Origin of the sequence: Pseudarthrobacter sp. NPDC058329 (assembly GCF_042879835.1) — a bacterium.
GTDB lineage: Bacteria > Actinomycetota > Actinomycetes > Actinomycetales > Micrococcaceae > Arthrobacter.
Genome location: NZ_JBHVZR010000001.1, coordinates 653,704 through 669,259 on the forward strand (window position 1 = coordinate 653,704; position 15,556 = coordinate 669,259).

Annotated in this window: 15 protein-coding genes and 1 tRNA gene; 8 read left to right on the plus strand and 8 right to left on the minus strand. The window is 66.3% G+C overall.

Annotation, left to right across the window (positions count from 1 at the left end):
* Positions 1–4 precede the first annotated feature (4 nt).
* Both ACFVYC_RS03085 and ACFVYC_RS03090 read left to right on the plus strand, forming a co-directional pair.
* A complete protein-coding gene (locus ACFVYC_RS03085; RefSeq protein WP_387546398.1) occupies positions 5–214 on the plus strand; it encodes a hypothetical protein in 210 nt (69 codons plus the stop codon).
* A 112-nt stretch (positions 215–326) separates the two neighbouring features.
* Positions 327–1,124 carry an HNH endonuclease family protein gene (locus ACFVYC_RS03090; RefSeq protein WP_387546400.1) on the plus strand — a complete coding sequence of 266 codons (798 nt, stop codon included), beginning with the start codon at positions 327–329 and terminating at the stop codon, positions 1,122–1,124.
* Between the two features lie 51 nt (positions 1,125–1,175).
* Here ACFVYC_RS03090 and def read toward each other — a convergent pair whose 3' ends face one another.
* The 3 genes from def to orn form a co-directional block, all read right to left on the minus strand.
* Positions 1,176–1,748: a peptide deformylase gene (def, locus tag ACFVYC_RS03095; protein ID WP_104045232.1), complete on the minus strand. Its 573-nt coding sequence runs from the start codon at positions 1,746–1,748 to the stop codon at positions 1,176–1,178.
* Between the two features lie 102 nt (positions 1,749–1,850).
* Positions 1,851–1,923, minus strand: a tRNA-His gene (locus ACFVYC_RS03100).
* Positions 1,924–2,052: 129 nt separating this feature from the next.
* Complete coding sequence (orn, locus tag ACFVYC_RS03105; RefSeq protein WP_387546402.1) at positions 2,053–2,682, minus strand: oligoribonuclease; 630 nt, start codon at positions 2,680–2,682, stop codon at positions 2,053–2,055.
* 166 nt (positions 2,683–2,848) lie between these two features.
* Here orn and mptB point away from each other — a divergent pair, with 166 nt between their 5' ends.
* Positions 2,849–4,405, plus strand: a complete 1,557-nt coding sequence (gene mptB, locus ACFVYC_RS03110) for a polyprenol phosphomannose-dependent alpha 1,6 mannosyltransferase MptB (protein ID WP_387546404.1) — start codon at positions 2,849–2,851, stop codon at positions 4,403–4,405.
* Here mptB and ACFVYC_RS03115 read toward each other — a convergent pair.
* The 3 genes from ACFVYC_RS03115 to ACFVYC_RS03125 form a co-directional block, all read right to left on the minus strand.
* Entirely contained in the window at positions 4,398–5,081 is a 684-nt protein-coding gene (locus tag ACFVYC_RS03115) for a DNA alkylation repair protein (protein WP_387546407.1), read from the minus strand. The two genes, mptB and ACFVYC_RS03115, sit on opposite strands and share 8 nt — an antisense overlap.
* Before the next feature lie 114 nt (positions 5,082–5,195).
* The gene (locus tag ACFVYC_RS03120) at positions 5,196–5,936 is read right to left on the minus strand and encodes an alpha/beta hydrolase (protein ID WP_387546410.1); all 741 of its coding nucleotides are present in this window, start codon (positions 5,934–5,936) and stop codon (positions 5,196–5,198) included.
* Positions 5,937–5,938: 2 nt separating this feature from the next.
* Positions 5,939–7,093 (minus strand): LacI family DNA-binding transcriptional regulator, encoded by a 1,155-nt coding sequence (locus tag ACFVYC_RS03125; protein ID WP_387546413.1) that lies wholly within the window; start codon positions 7,091–7,093, stop codon positions 5,939–5,941.
* Positions 7,094–7,265: 172 nt separating this feature from the next.
* Between ACFVYC_RS03125 and ACFVYC_RS03130 the strand changes: the two genes are divergently transcribed.
* The 3 genes from ACFVYC_RS03130 to ACFVYC_RS03140 are packed head-to-tail and all read left to right on the plus strand — an operon-like array spanning position 7,266 to position 10,485.
* Complete coding sequence (locus tag ACFVYC_RS03130; protein WP_387546416.1) at positions 7,266–8,435, plus strand: Gfo/Idh/MocA family protein; 1,170 nt, start codon at positions 7,266–7,268, stop codon at positions 8,433–8,435.
* Positions 8,435–9,649, plus strand: a complete 1,215-nt coding sequence (locus ACFVYC_RS03135) for a dihydrodipicolinate synthase family protein (RefSeq protein WP_387546419.1) — start codon at positions 8,435–8,437, stop codon at positions 9,647–9,649. Before ACFVYC_RS03130 ends, ACFVYC_RS03135 begins: the two co-directional genes overlap by 1 nt.
* The gene (locus ACFVYC_RS03140) at positions 9,646–10,485 is read left to right on the plus strand and encodes a sugar phosphate isomerase/epimerase family protein (RefSeq protein ID WP_387546422.1); all 840 of its coding nucleotides are present in this window, start codon (positions 9,646–9,648) and stop codon (positions 10,483–10,485) included. Before ACFVYC_RS03135 ends, ACFVYC_RS03140 begins: the two co-directional genes overlap by 4 nt.
* A gap of 123 nt (positions 10,486–10,608) precedes the next feature.
* Here ACFVYC_RS03140 and xylB read toward each other — a convergent pair whose 3' ends face one another.
* Together xylB and xylA are read right to left on the minus strand one after the other, a co-directional pair.
* Positions 10,609–12,027 (minus strand): xylulokinase, encoded by a 1,419-nt coding sequence (gene xylB, locus ACFVYC_RS03145; RefSeq protein WP_387546425.1) that lies wholly within the window; start codon positions 12,025–12,027, stop codon positions 10,609–10,611.
* Positions 12,028–12,030: 3 nt separating this feature from the next.
* A complete protein-coding gene (gene xylA, locus ACFVYC_RS03150) occupies positions 12,031–13,218 on the minus strand; it encodes a xylose isomerase (RefSeq protein ID WP_387546428.1) in 1,188 nt (395 codons plus the stop codon).
* 210 nt (positions 13,219–13,428) lie between these two features.
* Between xylA and ACFVYC_RS03155 the strand changes: the two genes are divergently transcribed.
* Both ACFVYC_RS03155 and ACFVYC_RS03160 read left to right on the plus strand, forming a co-directional pair.
* Complete coding sequence (locus ACFVYC_RS03155) at positions 13,429–14,604, plus strand: ROK family protein (protein ID WP_387547120.1); 1,176 nt, start codon at positions 13,429–13,431, stop codon at positions 14,602–14,604.
* Between the two features lie 190 nt (positions 14,605–14,794).
* Positions 14,795–15,502, plus strand: coding sequence for a CPBP family intramembrane glutamic endopeptidase (locus ACFVYC_RS03160; RefSeq protein WP_387546431.1), 708 nt, complete (start codon positions 14,795–14,797; stop codon positions 15,500–15,502).
* Positions 15,503–15,556 lie beyond the last annotated feature (54 nt).

Here is a 15,556-nt window from a genome sequence, read left to right on the forward strand (position 1 = left end):
TGCCATGGATAAAGACTCGACGCTCCAGCACGAAACCACCCTGGAACACGCCCTGGACGTGGCAAAGTCCAACCACAAAGAAGCCATCCGTTTGCTTGAAGGCGCCCGCGCCGGCTACCAGACGGGCGACGTCGGCGGGGATCGGGTGCGGCAGCTTGAGGGACTCCTGGCCATCGCCGAGGAAGACCTCGGGCGTGTCATGCGGGAGCAATAGCTCCCCTGCGTGACCCTTCACCCGCCCTCCACAGTGTGGATATCGGCGGGGACGGTGCGCGGGTGCCCTAGGCTCTTCTGGTGCATGACCATACCGGAAGGGCCGGAGCCCCGTGACCGTGAGCTGGTCCGCGTATCGGCGGGCCCGGCGGCGCTCACGGCAGGCGTGGGCAGTCCTGGCAGTTGTTGCTGCTTCGGCATTGGGAGCACTGACCTGGTTCTTTACCGCCGGCCAGTTTGCCATCGCGGAGCCAACTGCGTCCGGGCCCACAGACGCTCCCGTCTTTGACCCGGGCTGGATGAAGCCCGTTGTGCCGGTTCACCAGGTGCCCTCTGGGACTGCCCTCTCCGCACTGGACGGGCTTGCTGTGAAAGGGCGGGCCGCCAAGGACAATTACAGCCGCGAGGCCTTCGGCCAGGCCTGGCAGGACGTGGACCGCAACGGCTGCGATACGCGCAACGACATCCTCAGACGTGACCTGGCGGACGTGATGTTCACGGAAGGCTCACAATGCCGTGTTGCGGCAGGAACTTTCCACGAACCGTATACCGGAGAGTTCGTGGACTTCCGCCGCGGCTCCGAAAGCAGCCGTGCAGTCCAAATAGACCACGTGGTTGCCCTGGGTGACGCCTGGCAGAAGGGCGCCCAGGTCCTGACGGCGGGGGAGCGCCAACGCCTCGCCAACGACCCCCTGAACCTCATCGCTGCGGACGGACCGGCCAACCAGCAAAAGAGTGCCGGCGACGCCGCCACCTGGCTGCCCGGGAACAAGTCGATCCGTTGCCACTACGTGGCCCGCCAGATCTCAGTCAAGGCAGCCTACGGCCTGTGGGTCACGGAGCCTGAAAAGGACGCCATGAAGCGCGTTCTCGGTTCCTGCCCGGACCAGCAGACCATTTCGGCCAACTAAGCCACGCAGGAGGCCGCGGGGACGCAGCCGGGCCCGCTGCCGCCGTCGGGCCTAATGCCCGAAGGGGTCGGGATCCACGCCCGGCATCCAGGTCAGCCCGGGGACGCCCCAGCCATTTTTCTTGGCCTGCTTCATGGCCTTGCGCGCGTAACGGTCCATCAGCCGGTTGACGTACAGCTTGCCGTCAAGGTGGTCGTACTCATGCTGCAGAACCCGCGCGAACCAACCCGTCGCCTCGAACTTCACCGGCTGCCCAAAGCCGTCAAAGCCCTCCACTCGCGCCCACTCGGCGCGCTTGAGTGGGTACTGGCCGCTGGGGAAGGACAGGCAGCCTTCCTCTTCCTCATCGGGGTCGGGCACAGCCCCGGATATTTTCGAGAGGGTGAGGACCGGGTTAACCAGCACACCCGTGGGGGGAGCGCCGTCGTCATTGGCATACTTGTAGACAAAAATCCGCTTGCCCACCCCAACCTGCGGGGCTGCAAGGCCCACGCCGTTGGCAGCGTCGTTCGTTTCGAACATGTCCGCGATAAGGGTCCGCAGTTCGTCGTCGAAAACTTCCACCTCGGTTGCCCTGCGGTGCAGCACGGGCTCTCCCCAGATGGTGATTGGCAGAACAGTCATCTCACGGTCCTTCGGCGGTATCTTGTGCAAAAGAAAGGAGGCCGCACCGGATATATCCGGTGCGGCCTCCTTGCTGGATGGCAGTCAATGCCATCCTCTGAGGGTGAGCTACGGGGGTTGAACCCGCGACCTCCTGGACCACAACCAGGCGCTCTGCCAACTGAGCTAAGCCCACCATGCGCCCTGCAGGTCTACCGGCGAACCGGCTCTCTGGAAAGGCAACTCAAATAGCTTACCTGCTCTTCGAGGGTGCTTCGTCCACTTTTGCCGTTTTCGCTGAAATTTCCCGCAAACGTGGCGCAGATTACTCTTCGGGCTGCTGCGTGTCCCCGGATGCGGTGATGCGCTTGGCGATCTGCTGGGCAGTGGCGCTGTCCGGGCCGGGCGAGGGCACGAAGACTGCTTCCCGGTAGTAGCGGAGCTCATCAATGGAATCCTTGATGTCTCCGAGGGCCCGGTGGCCGCCCTTCTTTGCCGGTGACTGGAAGTAGGCCCTGGCGTACCAGCGGCGGGACAGTTCCTTGATGGTGCTTACGTCAATGACGCGGTAGTGCAGGTGCTCCACCACGGACGGCATGTCGCGGGAAAGGAACACCCGGTCGGTGCCCACCGAGTTGCCTCCCAGTGGTGCCTTCCGGGGATCCGGTACCCACTTTTCTATGTATGCCATGACTGCTGCCTCGGCCTCGGCCATGGTGGTGCCGTGGGGGAGTTCCTTGAGCAGCCCGGATTTGGTGTGCATGTCCCGGACGAAGTCGTTCATCTGGGCCAGGGCCGCATCGTCGGGCTTGATCACTACGTCCACCCCGTCTCCGAGGATGTTCAGTTCGGAGTCCGTGACCAGGGCGGCCACCTCGATCAAGGCGTCATTCTTGATGTCCAGGCCGGTCATTTCGCAGTCGATCCAGACGATTCGTTCGTTAGATATAGGCACCGGACCAGCCTACCGTTACACCTCCCGGCTGCCTGCCGGTGCTAGGATTTCGGGTACGCGGCGGGACAAGTTGCTGTCGTTGCAACCCGCCCCGGCCGGCCATGCAGCCCGCCGGGCATAATCCCGCAAACCAAGAGCGCAACCCAAGAGATTGGACGATCCTGAGATGACGGCGCCTGTGCCTGCAGCCGGGGAACTGGCGGCCGCGGACACTGCAGCAGCAGTGGGGCCCGAAGTGGACAATCCCCGCTCACCGCTCCTGGCCGGATTCACGGGCTCGATGTTTATGCTGATCGGGTCCCTGGGAGTGGGCTGGCTGGCCCCTGTCTCGGAACTCCGCCGGATGCCCCTGTTCATCTGGATGCGCGCAGAAGCAGTGGGTGTGGCCTTGTCCATCGTTCTGCTGGCCGCAGGCGGGATGCTTCTGGTCCGCGCCTGGCTCCGGCTGGGGCAGCGCATCCGTGCCTGGGGGGAAGAAGCCCGCAAGGCCACCCTGATGGCTGTGGTCGCGTGGGGGCTGCCCATGATGTTCAGCGTGCCGCTCTTCAGCCGCGACGTCTACGCGTACATCGGCCAGGGCCGCCTGATGGTGGAGGGCTTCAACCCCTACGAGAACGGCATCTCCGCGTTGTCCAACTACTTCCAGCTGGGCGCGGACAAAATGTGGACCGAGGCCCCCGTTCCCTACGGACAGTTGTTCCTGTGGATCGAACAGTTCATCGTGTGGGTCACCAACGTCCAGCCCGAAACCAGCGTGATGCTGTTCCGGCTGGTGGCGCTGGCCGGTGTGGTCCTCTGCGTGATCTATGTGCCCAAACTTGCCGAACTGCACGGGGTCAACCCCAGCAGGGCCCTGTGGCTCACGGCGGCCAACCCCCTCTTCCTGACCAACTTCATCGCCAGCGTCCACAACGACGCCCTGATGATCGGGCTGGCGCTGGCGGGCCTTTACTACTCGGCGACCCACCGCGTGGTCCGGGGCATCGTCCTGGTGACACTCTCGATCGCCGTCAAACCCATCACCATTGTTTTCCTGCCCTTCATCGGTCTGCTGTGGGCAGGGAAGAACGCCGGCTGGCTGCGCAAGTTCTCCTACTGGGGCCTGACGGCAGGATTGAGCCTGGGGCTCCTGGTTCTTATGAGCCTGGTAAACGGTTTTGGTTTCGGCTGGATCAACGGGCTCTCGGCCCCGGGCAGCATCTTTATCTGGTACGCGCCGGTGGGGCTGATCGGGTTGGTGGTCGCCTCACTGGGCAACTCCTTGGGGCTGGACGGATGGGTCCTCGCGGGGTGGGTGTTCGACGCCGGGAAACTGCTGGCGGTGGGCATCGCCGGCTGGCTGATCTTCAGGGGTGAGTACGACCGACTGATCCGCCGGCTGACGCTTGCGTTCGCGGCAATCGTCCTGCTGGCGCCCATGATCCAGTCCTGGTACGTGGTGTGGCTCATTCCACTGTTTGCCGTGACGGGCATCCGGAACGACTGGCAGGTCAAGGCACTTTACTTTGTGGTCTCGTTCTTTATGATCTACGCCATCTCCGACCAGCTGGAGGTCTTCCCGTACCTGCAGACCGCGGACCTTGGTCTGGCGCTTGCCCTGGCCCGCGTTGCCGCGGCCGTTACCGGGCTGCTGTTCGGCCTCTACCTGATTTTCTGGGATCCCCGCACCAGGAGCCTCTTCCGGAAAAGTCCCGAACCAGTGGTTGAACGGCCCGTCATCTAGCCAGGTTCTTCAGCGCCTCCCGGCGCGAGAGCGGGCTGAGGCTGTCCTCATGCTCGGCCACAAAGGCCGCAACCCAGTCCGGCGCAGTCTTCGCGTACTCGCGCAAGGCCCAGCCGATCGCCTTCCTGATAAAGAACTCGGGGTCGGCAAGGTTCACCTCGATCACCCGGCGGAGGAGCTCGGTGTCAGTGTTCGCTTTGGCCTTGAGCTGCGCGGTGATCGAAGCCCGCCGGACCCAAAAGTCCGGGTCCGTGCTCCAACCGAGGATTACTGCTGACAGCTCTGCACGGTGTGCCTGCAGCAGCAGGCAGATGCGGCCGGCCACGCCGTCGGCGAAGTCCCACCAGGCGCCCTGGCGAATGATTTCCTCATAAACCGGGAGCATGGCCAGGTCCGCAGCTGCCAGCCGGCCGCCGGTCAGGTCGATGGCCGCGTACCGTTCTTCGCGGAACTCCGCGCTGCGCCACAGCTGGAGCACACTGGCCCGCAGCTGGTCCGCGGAGTCAAACGGGTGCCGGGCAACAACTGCTGCCGCCACCCGCCGCACCTCCGGTACGCGCACGCCCAGGGACGGCATGGCCGATTTCATGTATGACTGCACGCCGGCCGCACGCACCGGGTCCGCCAATTCACGGAGTTCGGCACGGATGGCATCGATCGCTTCCCGGTTCACCATGCTGCAACTCTAGCCAGCGTCCTTCTGCACCCGGATGCGGCACGTCAAAGCAGCAGGCTGGCTTGCGCTGATGAGGCAACAGGACCCCAGGCGCCCATTGTGGGACAGCCGCGGTCAGGCTGGCGGCTGTGTCCAGCCCGCACGGTCCAGCCAGGCTGCACACAGTGAGCTCCACTGATCAGGCCCGGGCTCGCCGTCGGCAAGGCCCAAGCCGTGGCGTCCGTGCGGAAAGACGTGCAGCTCGGCGGGAACACCTGCGCTGAGCAACGCCCCTGCGTAGCCGAGGCTGTGACTCACCGGCACCGCGGCGTCGTCGGCCGTGTGCCAAAGGAACGCCGGCGGCGTCCCGGCGGTGACCTGCTGCTCCGCTGACAGTTCCGCCAGGACGTCCGACGGCGGCGCGGCACCAAGGAGGTTGTCCACTGAGCCCTGGTGCACCTCGCGGGTGCAGGACACCACCGGGTAGCACAGCACGGTGAGGTTGGGGACGGCCCGGGGAACGTCGAGGTCAGCGCTGCCGGTGGCCACCGCAGTGGAAAGGGTGGCTGCAAGGTGGCCGCCGGCGGAGAACCCCAGCACCCCCACGCGTTCGTGGTCAACTGCGAGGCCGTGCGCTCCGCTTCGGATGTGGAGCATGGCCTGCTTTGCATCCTCCAGCGGCGCAGGATGCCGGTCAGGCGCAACCCGGTACCGCAGGACAAAAGCGTGAATGCCCAGTCCGGCGAGCCATTCAGCAACAGGCTCCGCTTCATGGTCAGCCTGCCGGGCGTACCCGCCACCGGGGAGAACCAGAACCGCGGGACGGTTTCCCGGCGCGCCGGTACGGGACGGGACTGCTGTCAGGCGGGGTGTCACGGTCAGGCTGCCGGCTCGGTGCTGCGCCGAAGCGTAACCTCGCCGGTAATCGGACGGGGCGCTCCGCTGCCGGCCCTTGCCGTTCCCGTGTCTGTGCCACTGCTTCCCAACGCGCCGGATGCGGCGCCGTCGAGTGCTTCCCCGTCCGCGGCAGTTCCCGGAGCGGTGGCGCGGGTGGCGAGGCGCCCGATCTCTTCGAGCGGCAGGCGGACGGTGGAGAGTGCCGGGCGGAAGTCACGGAGTGTTTCGATGTCGTCGAAGCCCGCGATGATGGCGTCGCGCGGAATGCGGAGCCCCTCGGAGCGCAGTGCGGCGGCGGCGCCGATGGCCATCACGTCGTTGACGGCAAAGATGCACAGCTTTCTGCCCTCAGGTTCGTTTCCGTCCGCCGCCTGGCGTGCCTTGATCAGGCCGGCGAGTTTGACGCCGGCCTCGTAGCCGCCGGCACGGTTGAAGGTGGTGCGCAGGATGTCCGCAGGTTCACGCCCGGCGGCAGCCAGGCCCTCCTGGAAGCCGCGGATCCGGTCATCGGAAGTAAAAAGCCCATCGGGTCCGCCGATTATCACAAAGTCGCCGCCCCAGCCCGAAGCGAGTTCGCCCGCCAGCGCTGCCGCGAGCTCCTGGTTCGGCACGGCCACCACATAATAGCCATCCGGCGCCTTGGCACCCACCACCGGATGGCCCACAACCGCCACCTTGCCGCCATTGCCGCAGTACCTGTCGAGTTCTGCAGCGAGTTCGGCGTTGCCTTCCTGGTTCTCCGGCTGGGCAGAGCGGGAGCCCGCAATCACAATTGAATCGGCGCGGCGCGCCGCGAAGGCAGCGACTGCTTCCTTTTCCTCTGCCGGAGCTCCGCCGGTGGTGGCCAGCAGGACCATCTTGCGCTGCTCGCGGGCCGCTTCCTGCACGCCCCGGGCGATGGCGGCAAAGTACGGGTCCGCGATGTCGTGGACAATCAGGCCGATCAGCCCTGAACTGGACTTCGCCAGGCCCTGGGCCTGGGCGTTCGGAATGTATCCCAGGGAGTCGGCGGCCTGGCGGACCCTGTCCGCGATGTCCTGGCCGGGCTTGCGGGCCGAGCCATTCAGGACGCGGGAGGCTGTAGCCGGCGACACGCCGGCCAGCCGCGCCACCTCGGTAAGGGTACTTGCAGCCACGGCGTCTCCTGATGGGCTTTATGGGGTCAATGGGCTTACCCACATTATGGCAGTTTAAGGTTCCTATCGGAAAGCGCTTGCCAATGACGTACCAGCGGTGCATCATTGAGGTAGTGGGAATGCGCTTTCCCAACCAGCTTGAGTAGAACTGCTCACTCACCGTGGAGGACTTATGGGCTTCGAGACAAAAACAATCCGCATCGCCATGAACGGCATCACCGGCCGGATGGGGTACCGCCAGCACCTGCTGCGCTCCATCCTTCCCATCCGTGACGCGGGCGGCTTCACCCTGGAGGACGGCACCCGCATCCAGGTTGAGCCCATCCTGGTGGGCCGCAACGAAGCCAAGATCCGGGAACTCGCCGAAAAGCACAAGGTCTCCGAATGGAGCACCGACCTTGACGCCGTGATCAACGATCCCACCGTGGACATCGTCTTCGACGCGTCCATGACCAGCCTCCGCGCCGCCACCCTCAAGAAGGCCATGCTGGCCGGCAAGCACATCTTCACTGAAAAGCCCACGGCCGAGACCCTTGAGGAAGCCATCGAGCTGGCCCGCATCGGCAAGTCAGCCGGGGTGACCGCGGGCGTCGTCCACGACAAGCTGTACCTGCCCGGCCTGGTCAAGCTCCGCCGCCTGGTGGACGAAGGCTTCTTCGGCCGCATCCTCTCCATCCGCGGTGAATTTGGCTACTGGGTCTTCGAAGGCGACGTCCAGGCTGCCCAGCGCCCGTCCTGGAACTACCGCAAGGAAGACGGCGGCGGCATGACCACGGACATGTTCTGCCACTGGAACTACGTCCTCGAGGGCATCATCGGCAAAGTCAAGAGCGTCAACGCCAAGACCGCTACCCACATCCCCGCGCGCTGGGATGAAGCCGGCAAGGAATACAAGGCCACCGCCGACGACGCCTCCTACGGCATCTTCGAACTCGAGACCCCGGGCGGCGACGAAGTCATCGGCCAGATCAACTCCTCCTGGGCCGTCCGCGTGTACCGCGACGAGCTGGTGGAATTCCAGATCGACGGCACGCACGGCTCCGCCGTCGCCGGCCTGAACAAGTGCGTTGCCCAGCAGCGCGCCCACACCCCCAAGCCCGTCTGGAACCCGGACCTGCCCGTCACGGAATCCTTCCGCGACCAGTGGCAGGAAGTCCCCGCCAACGCTGAGCTCGATAACGGCTTCAAGCTGCAGTGGGAAGAGTTCCTCCGCGACGTCGTGGCCGGCCGCGAACACCGCTTCGGCCTGCTCTCCGCTGCCCGCGGCGTCCAGCTCGCCGAGCTCGGCCTGCAGTCCAACGACGAACGCCGCACCATCGACATCCCGGAGATCACCCTCTAATGACCTCTCTTATCCTTCCCTCCCACGACGGCGGAACACGGGAATACCGGCTGCAGGGTGCGACATCCTGGGCCCGCCCGAGTTCCCCGTTGACTGCCCGCCGCGCCTACGCCGCAGCCCACGTCATCCCCGAGGTCCTGGCCGACAACACCCCCGGCGCCCCCGCCCGGCTCGACTGGGAAGCCACCATGGCCTACCGGCACGAGCTGTGGTCCTACGGCCTCGGTGTCGCCGACGCCATGGACACCGCCCAGCGCGGTATGGGGCTCGACTGGGCAGCCACCCAGCAGCTCATCAAGCGCACCGGAGTGGAGGCCGCCTCTGTGGTTTCCGCCGGCAACGCAGCCACCGCCGGCAAATCCGTCAGGGACCTCGTCTCCTGCGGCGCCGGCACTGACCAGCTGGACATCGACGCCCTTCCCGTCGGCGAAGCCGGCGTCAAGGCCGTCCTCGAGGCGTACCGCGAGCAGATTGCGGTGGTCTCCGAGGCCGGTCCCAAGGTCATCATCATGGCCTCCCGGGCCCTGGCCAAGGTGGCCCGTGGACCCGAGGACTATCTGAACGTGTATTCCACCCTGCTGCAGGAGGTTGACCAGCCGGTGATCCTGCACTGGCTCGGCACCATGTTCGATCCTGCCCTCGCCGGGTACTGGGGTTCGGATGACGTCGCGACGGCAACCGAAACCTTCCTCGGCCTGATCAAGGACAACGCGGCCAAGGTGGACGGCGTTAAGGTCTCGCTGCTCGACGCCAGCCACGAGGTGGCCCTCCGCGCCACCCTGCCCGAAGGCGTCCGACTCTACACCGGCGACGACTTCAACTACCCCGAGTTGATCGACGGCGACGGCAGGCATCACTCGGACGCCCTGCTGGGCATCTTCGCGGCCATCTACCCGGCCGCTTCGGTGGCCCTGCAGAACTACGACGCCGGCAACGCCGCCAAGGCGCGCGAAATCCTGGATTCCACCCGTGAACTGGGCAAGCACATCTTCAGCGCCCCCACGTTCTACTACAAGACCGGGATTGCGTTTATGTCCTGGCTCAACGGCAAGCAGCAGGGCTTCCAGATGGTGGGCGGCCTGCACTCCGGCCGCTCGGTGTGCCACCTGGCCAGGACGTTCGAACTGGCTGACAAGGCCGGTCTGCTGAGGGACCCGGCACTGGCCGCCTTCCGGATGTCCGATTACCTGCGGATCAACGGGGTAGGGGTATGAGCGACTTCTCCCGCCTCGCCATCAACAGCGCCACTACCAAGAAGTGGACCCTCGCCCAGGTCGTGGAGGGCTGCGTCAACGCCGGCATCCCGTCCATCGGACCTTGGCGGGACCGGGTGGAGGAAGCCGGCCTGGACAAAGCAGCACGCCTGATCAAGGATGCGGGCCTGCGTGTCTCCTCGCTGTGCCGCGGAGGGTTCCTCACTGCTGCCGACCCGGACGGGCAGGCTGCTGCGCTGGCTGACAACCGGGCCGCCATCCTTGAGGCTGTTGCCCTTGGCACTAAGGAACTGTTCCTGGTGGTTGGCGGACTGGCGCCGGGGGAGAAGGACGTGGTCGCGGCCCGCCGCCGCGTGGCGAACCGCCTCGCCGATCTGGTTCCCTTTGCCGCGGAAAACGGCGTCCGCCTTGTCCTGGAGCCGCTGCACCCGATGTACGCCGCAGACCGTGCCCTGATCTCCACGCTGGGGCAGGCGCTGGACCTCGCAGCGCCCTTCGAGGCATCAACGGTAGGCGTCGCCGTCGACACTTTCCATGTGTGGTGGGATCCGGAGCTGAAGGCGCAGATTGAACGCGCAGGCCGGGAAAACCGGATCGCCTCCTACCAGGTGTGCGACTTCAACATGCCCATCGCCGCTGACCCGCTGCTGTCCCGCGGATACATGGGCGACGGTGTGGTGGACTTCGCCACCATCGGCACCTGGGTGCGCGATGCCGGGTACACCGGCGACATCGAGGTTGAAATTTTCAACCAGGAGATCTGGGACACGGACGGAAATGCCGTCCTGGCCACAGTGAAGGAACGCTACGCGGAGCTCGTCCTCCCGTACGCCTGACCTGTCCTGACCGCGGGCTCCTGCCACGCCTTCCCAACATGGCTGCCAGGAGCCTGCGCCCCACCTGAAAAGACCCGGACCGCACATGCGGTCCGGGTCCTTTCGGCTGCCAACGCCTGCGGCCTAAGCCTGCAGTGCGGCAAACCGGCGGTAACGGGCCAGCACGCCGGCGTCGTCCTGCCCGGCAGTGAGGTCGACGGCGTCCAGCGCCCACTGCGGAAATTGTCCCGCGAGTGCGGCGGCAGCCTGGCGTGCGGCGCCATCTGCCACATACTCGCCCGGACGCGGCACGCTGATCCCGATGCCCAGCAGCCGGGCTGCCGCCTGCTGGACGGCCGTGGACTGCGCCCCGCCGCCCACCAGGATGATGCGCCTTGCCTCGACGCCCTGGTCCCGGAGTGCCTGCAGTCCGTCTGCGAGGGAACACACCACGCCCTCGACGGCGGCGCGCGCCAGGTTCGCCGGCGTGTAGTTCCCGCGGGTGATGCCATGCAGCGAACCGGTGGCATTTGGCAGGTTCGGTGTGCGCTCGCCGTCGAAATAGGGCACGAGGGTCAGGCCGCCGGCACCGTTTTCGGCGGACAGTGCCAGCTCGTTGAACTCTTCGATGCTGACGTCCAACAGGGCTGCAGTTGCGTCAAAAACCCGGCTGGCGTTCAGGGTGCACACCAGCGGGAGGTAATTTCCGGCGGCGTCGGCGAACCCTGCCACCAGCCCGGACGGATCTGCGGCCGGTATGCCGGAGACAGCGAAGACGGTCCCCGAGGTGCCCAGCGACATTACTACATCCCCTACGGCCGCGCCGACACCCAGCGCTGCTGCCGCGTTGTCCCCGGCACCTGCTGCCACGAGGGCGCCGGCGGGCGTCTTGCCTGCAGAATCCAGCGGGCCCAATACGTCAGGCAACAGCGGAACGTGCCCCAACGATGATGCCAGGACCTCCGTCAGGTATCCGCCCTCCGCCGTCGAGTAGTAGCCCGTTCCAGATGCGTCCGAACGGTCCGTCGTCAGGGCCTCGAGGCTTTCGGGGCCGCTGCCTTCGCCGTAGCCCAGGAGCCGCCAGGTCAGCCAGTCGTGCGGCAGGCAGACGGCGGCAACCTTCGCCGCGTTCTCCGGCTCGCTGGCAGCCAGCCAGTGCAGCTTCGTCAGCGTCAGCGACGCTACCGGGACGGTGCCAGTGGCACTGGCCCAATATCGGGCACCCGCCGCCGGGTCGCCGTCGCCCGCGGTCCTGGTCAGCTCCCGCGCCGAGCCGGCACTGCGCGTGTCATTCCAGAGGATCGCCGGCCTGATGACCTTGCCGTCCGCATCCAGGCAGACCATGCCGTGCTGCTGGCCTCCGACGGAGACTGCCGCCACATCGTCCAAACCGCCGGCCTGGTGGATTGCTTCCTGGAGGGCATCCCACCAGTGGTCGGGGTGGACTTCGGTGCCTTCCGGGTGGGCTGCCCTGCCGTGGCGCAGCAGTGCTCCCGTATCCGCATCGCGGATCACCACCTTGCAGGACTGTGTGGAGCTGTCGATGCCTGCTACAAGAGCCATGCGTCAGCGGGCGTTGAGGAGGTGTTCGAGGGCGAGCTGGTTGAGGCGGATGAACGCGAAGGAGCGTTCGGCTGCCTTGTCGGCGTCGAAAGCCTCGAAGGCGGTGGTGTCCGCGAGCAGGTCCGTGGCGGTTTCGCCGGCGGCGAGGGTGGTTTCGCCGAGTTCGAAGACGCCGGACGTTGCGAGGGCTTCCTGGACCTCGGAGTCGGCGCGGAAAGCCAGGGCGCGTTCTTTGAGCAGCAGGTACATGGCCATGTTGGCTTTGGCCGATTCCCAGACGCCGTCGTAGCCGTCGGTGCGGGAGGGCTTGTAGTCGAAGTGGCGGGGGCCCTCGTAGCGGGGACCGACGTTGGGGAAGCCGTTTTCGAGCAGGTCCACCGTGAAGAACGCGCTGGTGAGGTCGCCGTGGCCGAAGACGAGGTCCTGGTCGTATTTGATGCCGCGCTGGCCGTTGAGGTCGATGTGGAACAATTTTTCGGCCCAGAGGGCCTGGGCAATTCCGTGGGTGAAGTTCAGGCCGGCCATCTGCTCGTGGCCCGTTTCGGGGTTCAGGCCCACGATGTCGCCGTGTTCGAGCTGGGCGATGAAGGCCAGGGCGTGGCCGACGGTGGGCAGGAAGATGTCCCCGCGGGGTTCGTTGGGCTTGGGTTCGAGCGCGATCCGCAGGTTGTAGCCCTTGTCCTTGATGTAGGCGGCGGCGGTATCCACGCCTTCGCGCATCCGGTCCAGGGCGGCGGCGAGGTCCTTGGAGCCGTCGTATTCACTCCCTTCGCGTCCGCCCCACATCACAAAGGTCTCGGCACCGAACTCGGCGGCGGAGTCGATGTTGCGCAGGACCTTGGACAGGGCGAAACGGCGGATGGAGCGGTCATTGGAGGTGAAGCCGCCGTCCTTGAACACCGGGTGGCTGAACAGGTTGGTGGTCACCATGGGGACCTTCAGGCCCGTTTCGGCCAGGGCTGCCTTGAAGTTCTTCAGGATCAGCTCCCGCTCCGAGGCGGTGGCATCGAAGGGGACCAGGTCGTTGTCGTGGAACGTGATGCCGTATGCGCCGAGCCCGGCCAGCCGGTGCACCGCCTCCGCCGGATCCAGGACTGCGCGGGTGGCGACACCGAATGGGTCTGCACCGGTCCAGCCGACGGTCCATAGGCCGAAGGTGAATTTGTCCGCGGGGGAGGGGGAAGGGATCATGATGCGTCCTTGCACTAGGGGGCCGTCGCCATCAGCCGGCGCGTTAGTTTATCGCCTGAACTATATAAGCCTGCTTGCGCTAGGGTCAATAGCAAAGGGAACGCAACAAGCCGTCCCGCATGGAGTACGAGGAGACCGGCGATAGTGGACACGGCAGCAGCGCCTGCACAGACCGGCCCCGGAACGCCGGGTAACCTGGGACCAGGCAGCATGGGAGACGTGCGCAGGGGCAACCTCGCCCTGGTCCTCAGCACTGTTGCGAAGACTCCGGCAGGGTCACACCTGACCCGCGCGCAGATTGCCGCAGCTACGGGGTTGACCAAGGCGTCCGTCTCGAGCATCGTTCTGGATCTCCTTGACGCCGGTATTCTGCGTGAACTCGGCCTGAACCCCCAGGGCGAGCGCGGCCGCCCGGGAGTGGGGCTGGAACTGAATCCCAAGCGCGGCGTTATGGGAATGGAAATCAACGTCGACTACATCGCCGCTGGTGTGACTGATCTTTCCGGGGCGGTGGTGGTGCAGGACATCCGTGAACGGGACAACCGGGACAGTCCAAGTGCGCCGGTGATGGCCGCCCTGGCCAGCCTGGCTGCAGGGGTGCGGAAGGCGGCCGCCGCGGACGGCGTTGAACTTCTCGGCGGAGGACTCGCTGTCCCCGGGCTCGTGGATGACGGCAGCTCAACTGTCATCACCGCCCCCAACCTGGGGTGGCGGGACGTGCTCCTTGACGTCACCGGCCTGCTCCCCGGCCTGCCGTTGGGTGTCAGGCTCTTCAACGAAGCCAACGCTGCTGCCCTGGCAGAGTTGGCCCACGGCCCAAGCGGCAGGAAAGACTTCCTGTTCATCTCCGGTGAAGTAGGCGTCGGCGGCGGACTGGTCATCAACTCGGAGCTCTTCACCGGCCCGGAAGGCCACGCCGGGGAGGTGGGCCATATTGTGGTGGACCCCGAGGGCGGGCCCTGCTCCTGCGGCGGAACGGGCTGCCTGGAGACCATCGCCGGCCAGGACGCCATCTTGTCTGCAGCGGGAATGGCTGGCAAACGGCAAACGAGGTCGGAAAGCATGTCCGCCCTAACCAGTGCGCTCGCCGCTCAGGATCCTGCATCCCTGCTGGCCGTCCAGCGGGCCGGGCGGTCCTTGGGCGTGGCGGTTGCGTCCGCATCCCGGGTGGTGGACATCAGGGCGGTGGTGCTTGGCGGGCACTTCGCCGTCCTTGAGCCCTGGCTGCGCCCGCCGCTGGTGGACAGCCTTGGCAGGTACGCGCCGGGGAAATTCCTGCCCGGGCACATCACCACCGCTGCCGCCGGGGAATACGGGGCGCTGCTGGGGGCCGCCGGGAGCGTGGTCCGGACCCTCGTCGAAGCACCCCACCGGCTGCACGCTTAGCGTCCTGCGGCAGCACTGGCGCGCTCGCGTGCAGGGGCGGACAATTGGAGCACCTTTCGGTGACTGTTTGGAGCCATCATGCGTTCCAACCGGTTGGCTAAAACATCACAGGCTTCTGGCGTTCTTTGTCCTGACCTACGCGATTTCCTGGGCATCGTGGCCCGCGTACGCAGCAGGGCTGATTCCCCGCATGGAATTCCTGCCCGTAGGTCCGCTGGCCGCGGCGGTTATCGTCATCGTCCTGGCCGAGGGCAGAGCGGGCTTCCGCGCGTGGGGACGGCGTCTCATCCGGTGGCGGGTGGGGTGGGTCTGGTACGCCGTCGCGCTGTTCCTCCCCGTCCTCCTTGTCCTGGCTGCGGGGCTTACCACCATGGCGCTGGGCGCCGCCGCTCCAGGCCTCGCGCACCTGACGTGGAGCGGGATGCTGACCTTCTTCGCCGTCCGGCTGGTCAATCCGCTGGACGGGCCGCTGGGCGAGGAGCCCGGTTTCCGCGGCTACGCCCTCCCGCTGCTGCAGGCGTCCCGCTCTCCGCTGGTGTCCGCGGCGGTCCTGGGTGTCCTGGTGGCCCTGTGGCACTTGCCCCTGGTCCTCTTCGGCGGGCTTAGCCCGACCGGACTGCCGACGACGTTCGCCATCACCTTCCTCTACGTGTGGCTTTTCAACCGGACCGGCGGCAGCGTCCTGCTGACGCTCCTGTTCCATAACAGCCAGGGCACTCTCACGATGGGTTCCTTTGGCTTCACCGGCGCCGACGCCGGCCGCGTGGAACTGGTCTACCTCGCGGTGGTTGTCCTTGCTGTTCTTGGCACGATGGCGCTGGACCGGCAGGCCTGGCGCAAGGCACCCCGCCCAGCCATCGCCGTCAGCGCTTTCTCGTTGAGGAGACGTCCCCTGTGAACGACGGCGGGAATCCAGTGGCCGCGGGAACGGCGCCCGGGTTTCCGCCAGGCC

What these genes read in the sequence shown, in the direction of transcription:
- ACFVYC_RS03135 (WP_387546419.1), top strand. Translation starts at nt 8,435, where the DNA reads ATGACCTCTCTTATCCTTCCCTCCCACGACGGCGGAACACGGGAATAC.
- ACFVYC_RS03130 (WP_387546416.1), top strand. Translation starts at nt 7,266, where the DNA reads ATGGGCTTCGAGACAAAAACAATCCGCATCGCCATGAACGGCATCACC.
- mptB (WP_387546404.1), top strand. Translation starts at nt 2,849, where the DNA reads ATGACGGCGCCTGTGCCTGCAGCCGGGGAACTGGCGGCCGCGGACACT.
- ACFVYC_RS03140 (WP_387546422.1), top strand. Translation starts at nt 9,646, where the DNA reads ATGAGCGACTTCTCCCGCCTCGCCATCAACAGCGCCACTACCAAGAAG.
- ACFVYC_RS03160 (WP_387546431.1), top strand. Translation starts at nt 14,795, where the DNA reads ATGGAATTCCTGCCCGTAGGTCCGCTGGCCGCGGCGGTTATCGTCATC.
- ACFVYC_RS03155 (WP_387547120.1), top strand. Translation starts at nt 13,429, where the DNA reads ATGGGAGACGTGCGCAGGGGCAACCTCGCCCTGGTCCTCAGCACTGTT.
- ACFVYC_RS03085 (WP_387546398.1), top strand. Translation starts at nt 5, where the DNA reads ATGGATAAAGACTCGACGCTCCAGCACGAAACCACCCTGGAACACGCC.
- xylB (WP_387546425.1), bottom strand. Translation starts at nt 12,027, where the DNA reads ATGGCTCTTGTAGCAGGCATCGACAGCTCCACACAGTCCTGCAAGGTG.
- def (WP_104045232.1), bottom strand. Translation starts at nt 1,748, where the DNA reads ATGACTGTTCTGCCAATCACCATCTGGGGAGAGCCCGTGCTGCACCGC.
- xylA (WP_387546428.1), bottom strand. Translation starts at nt 13,218, where the DNA reads ATGATCCCTTCCCCCTCCCCCGCGGACAAATTCACCTTCGGCCTATGG.
- ACFVYC_RS03115 (WP_387546407.1), bottom strand. Translation starts at nt 5,081, where the DNA reads ATGGTGAACCGGGAAGCGATCGATGCCATCCGTGCCGAACTCCGTGAA.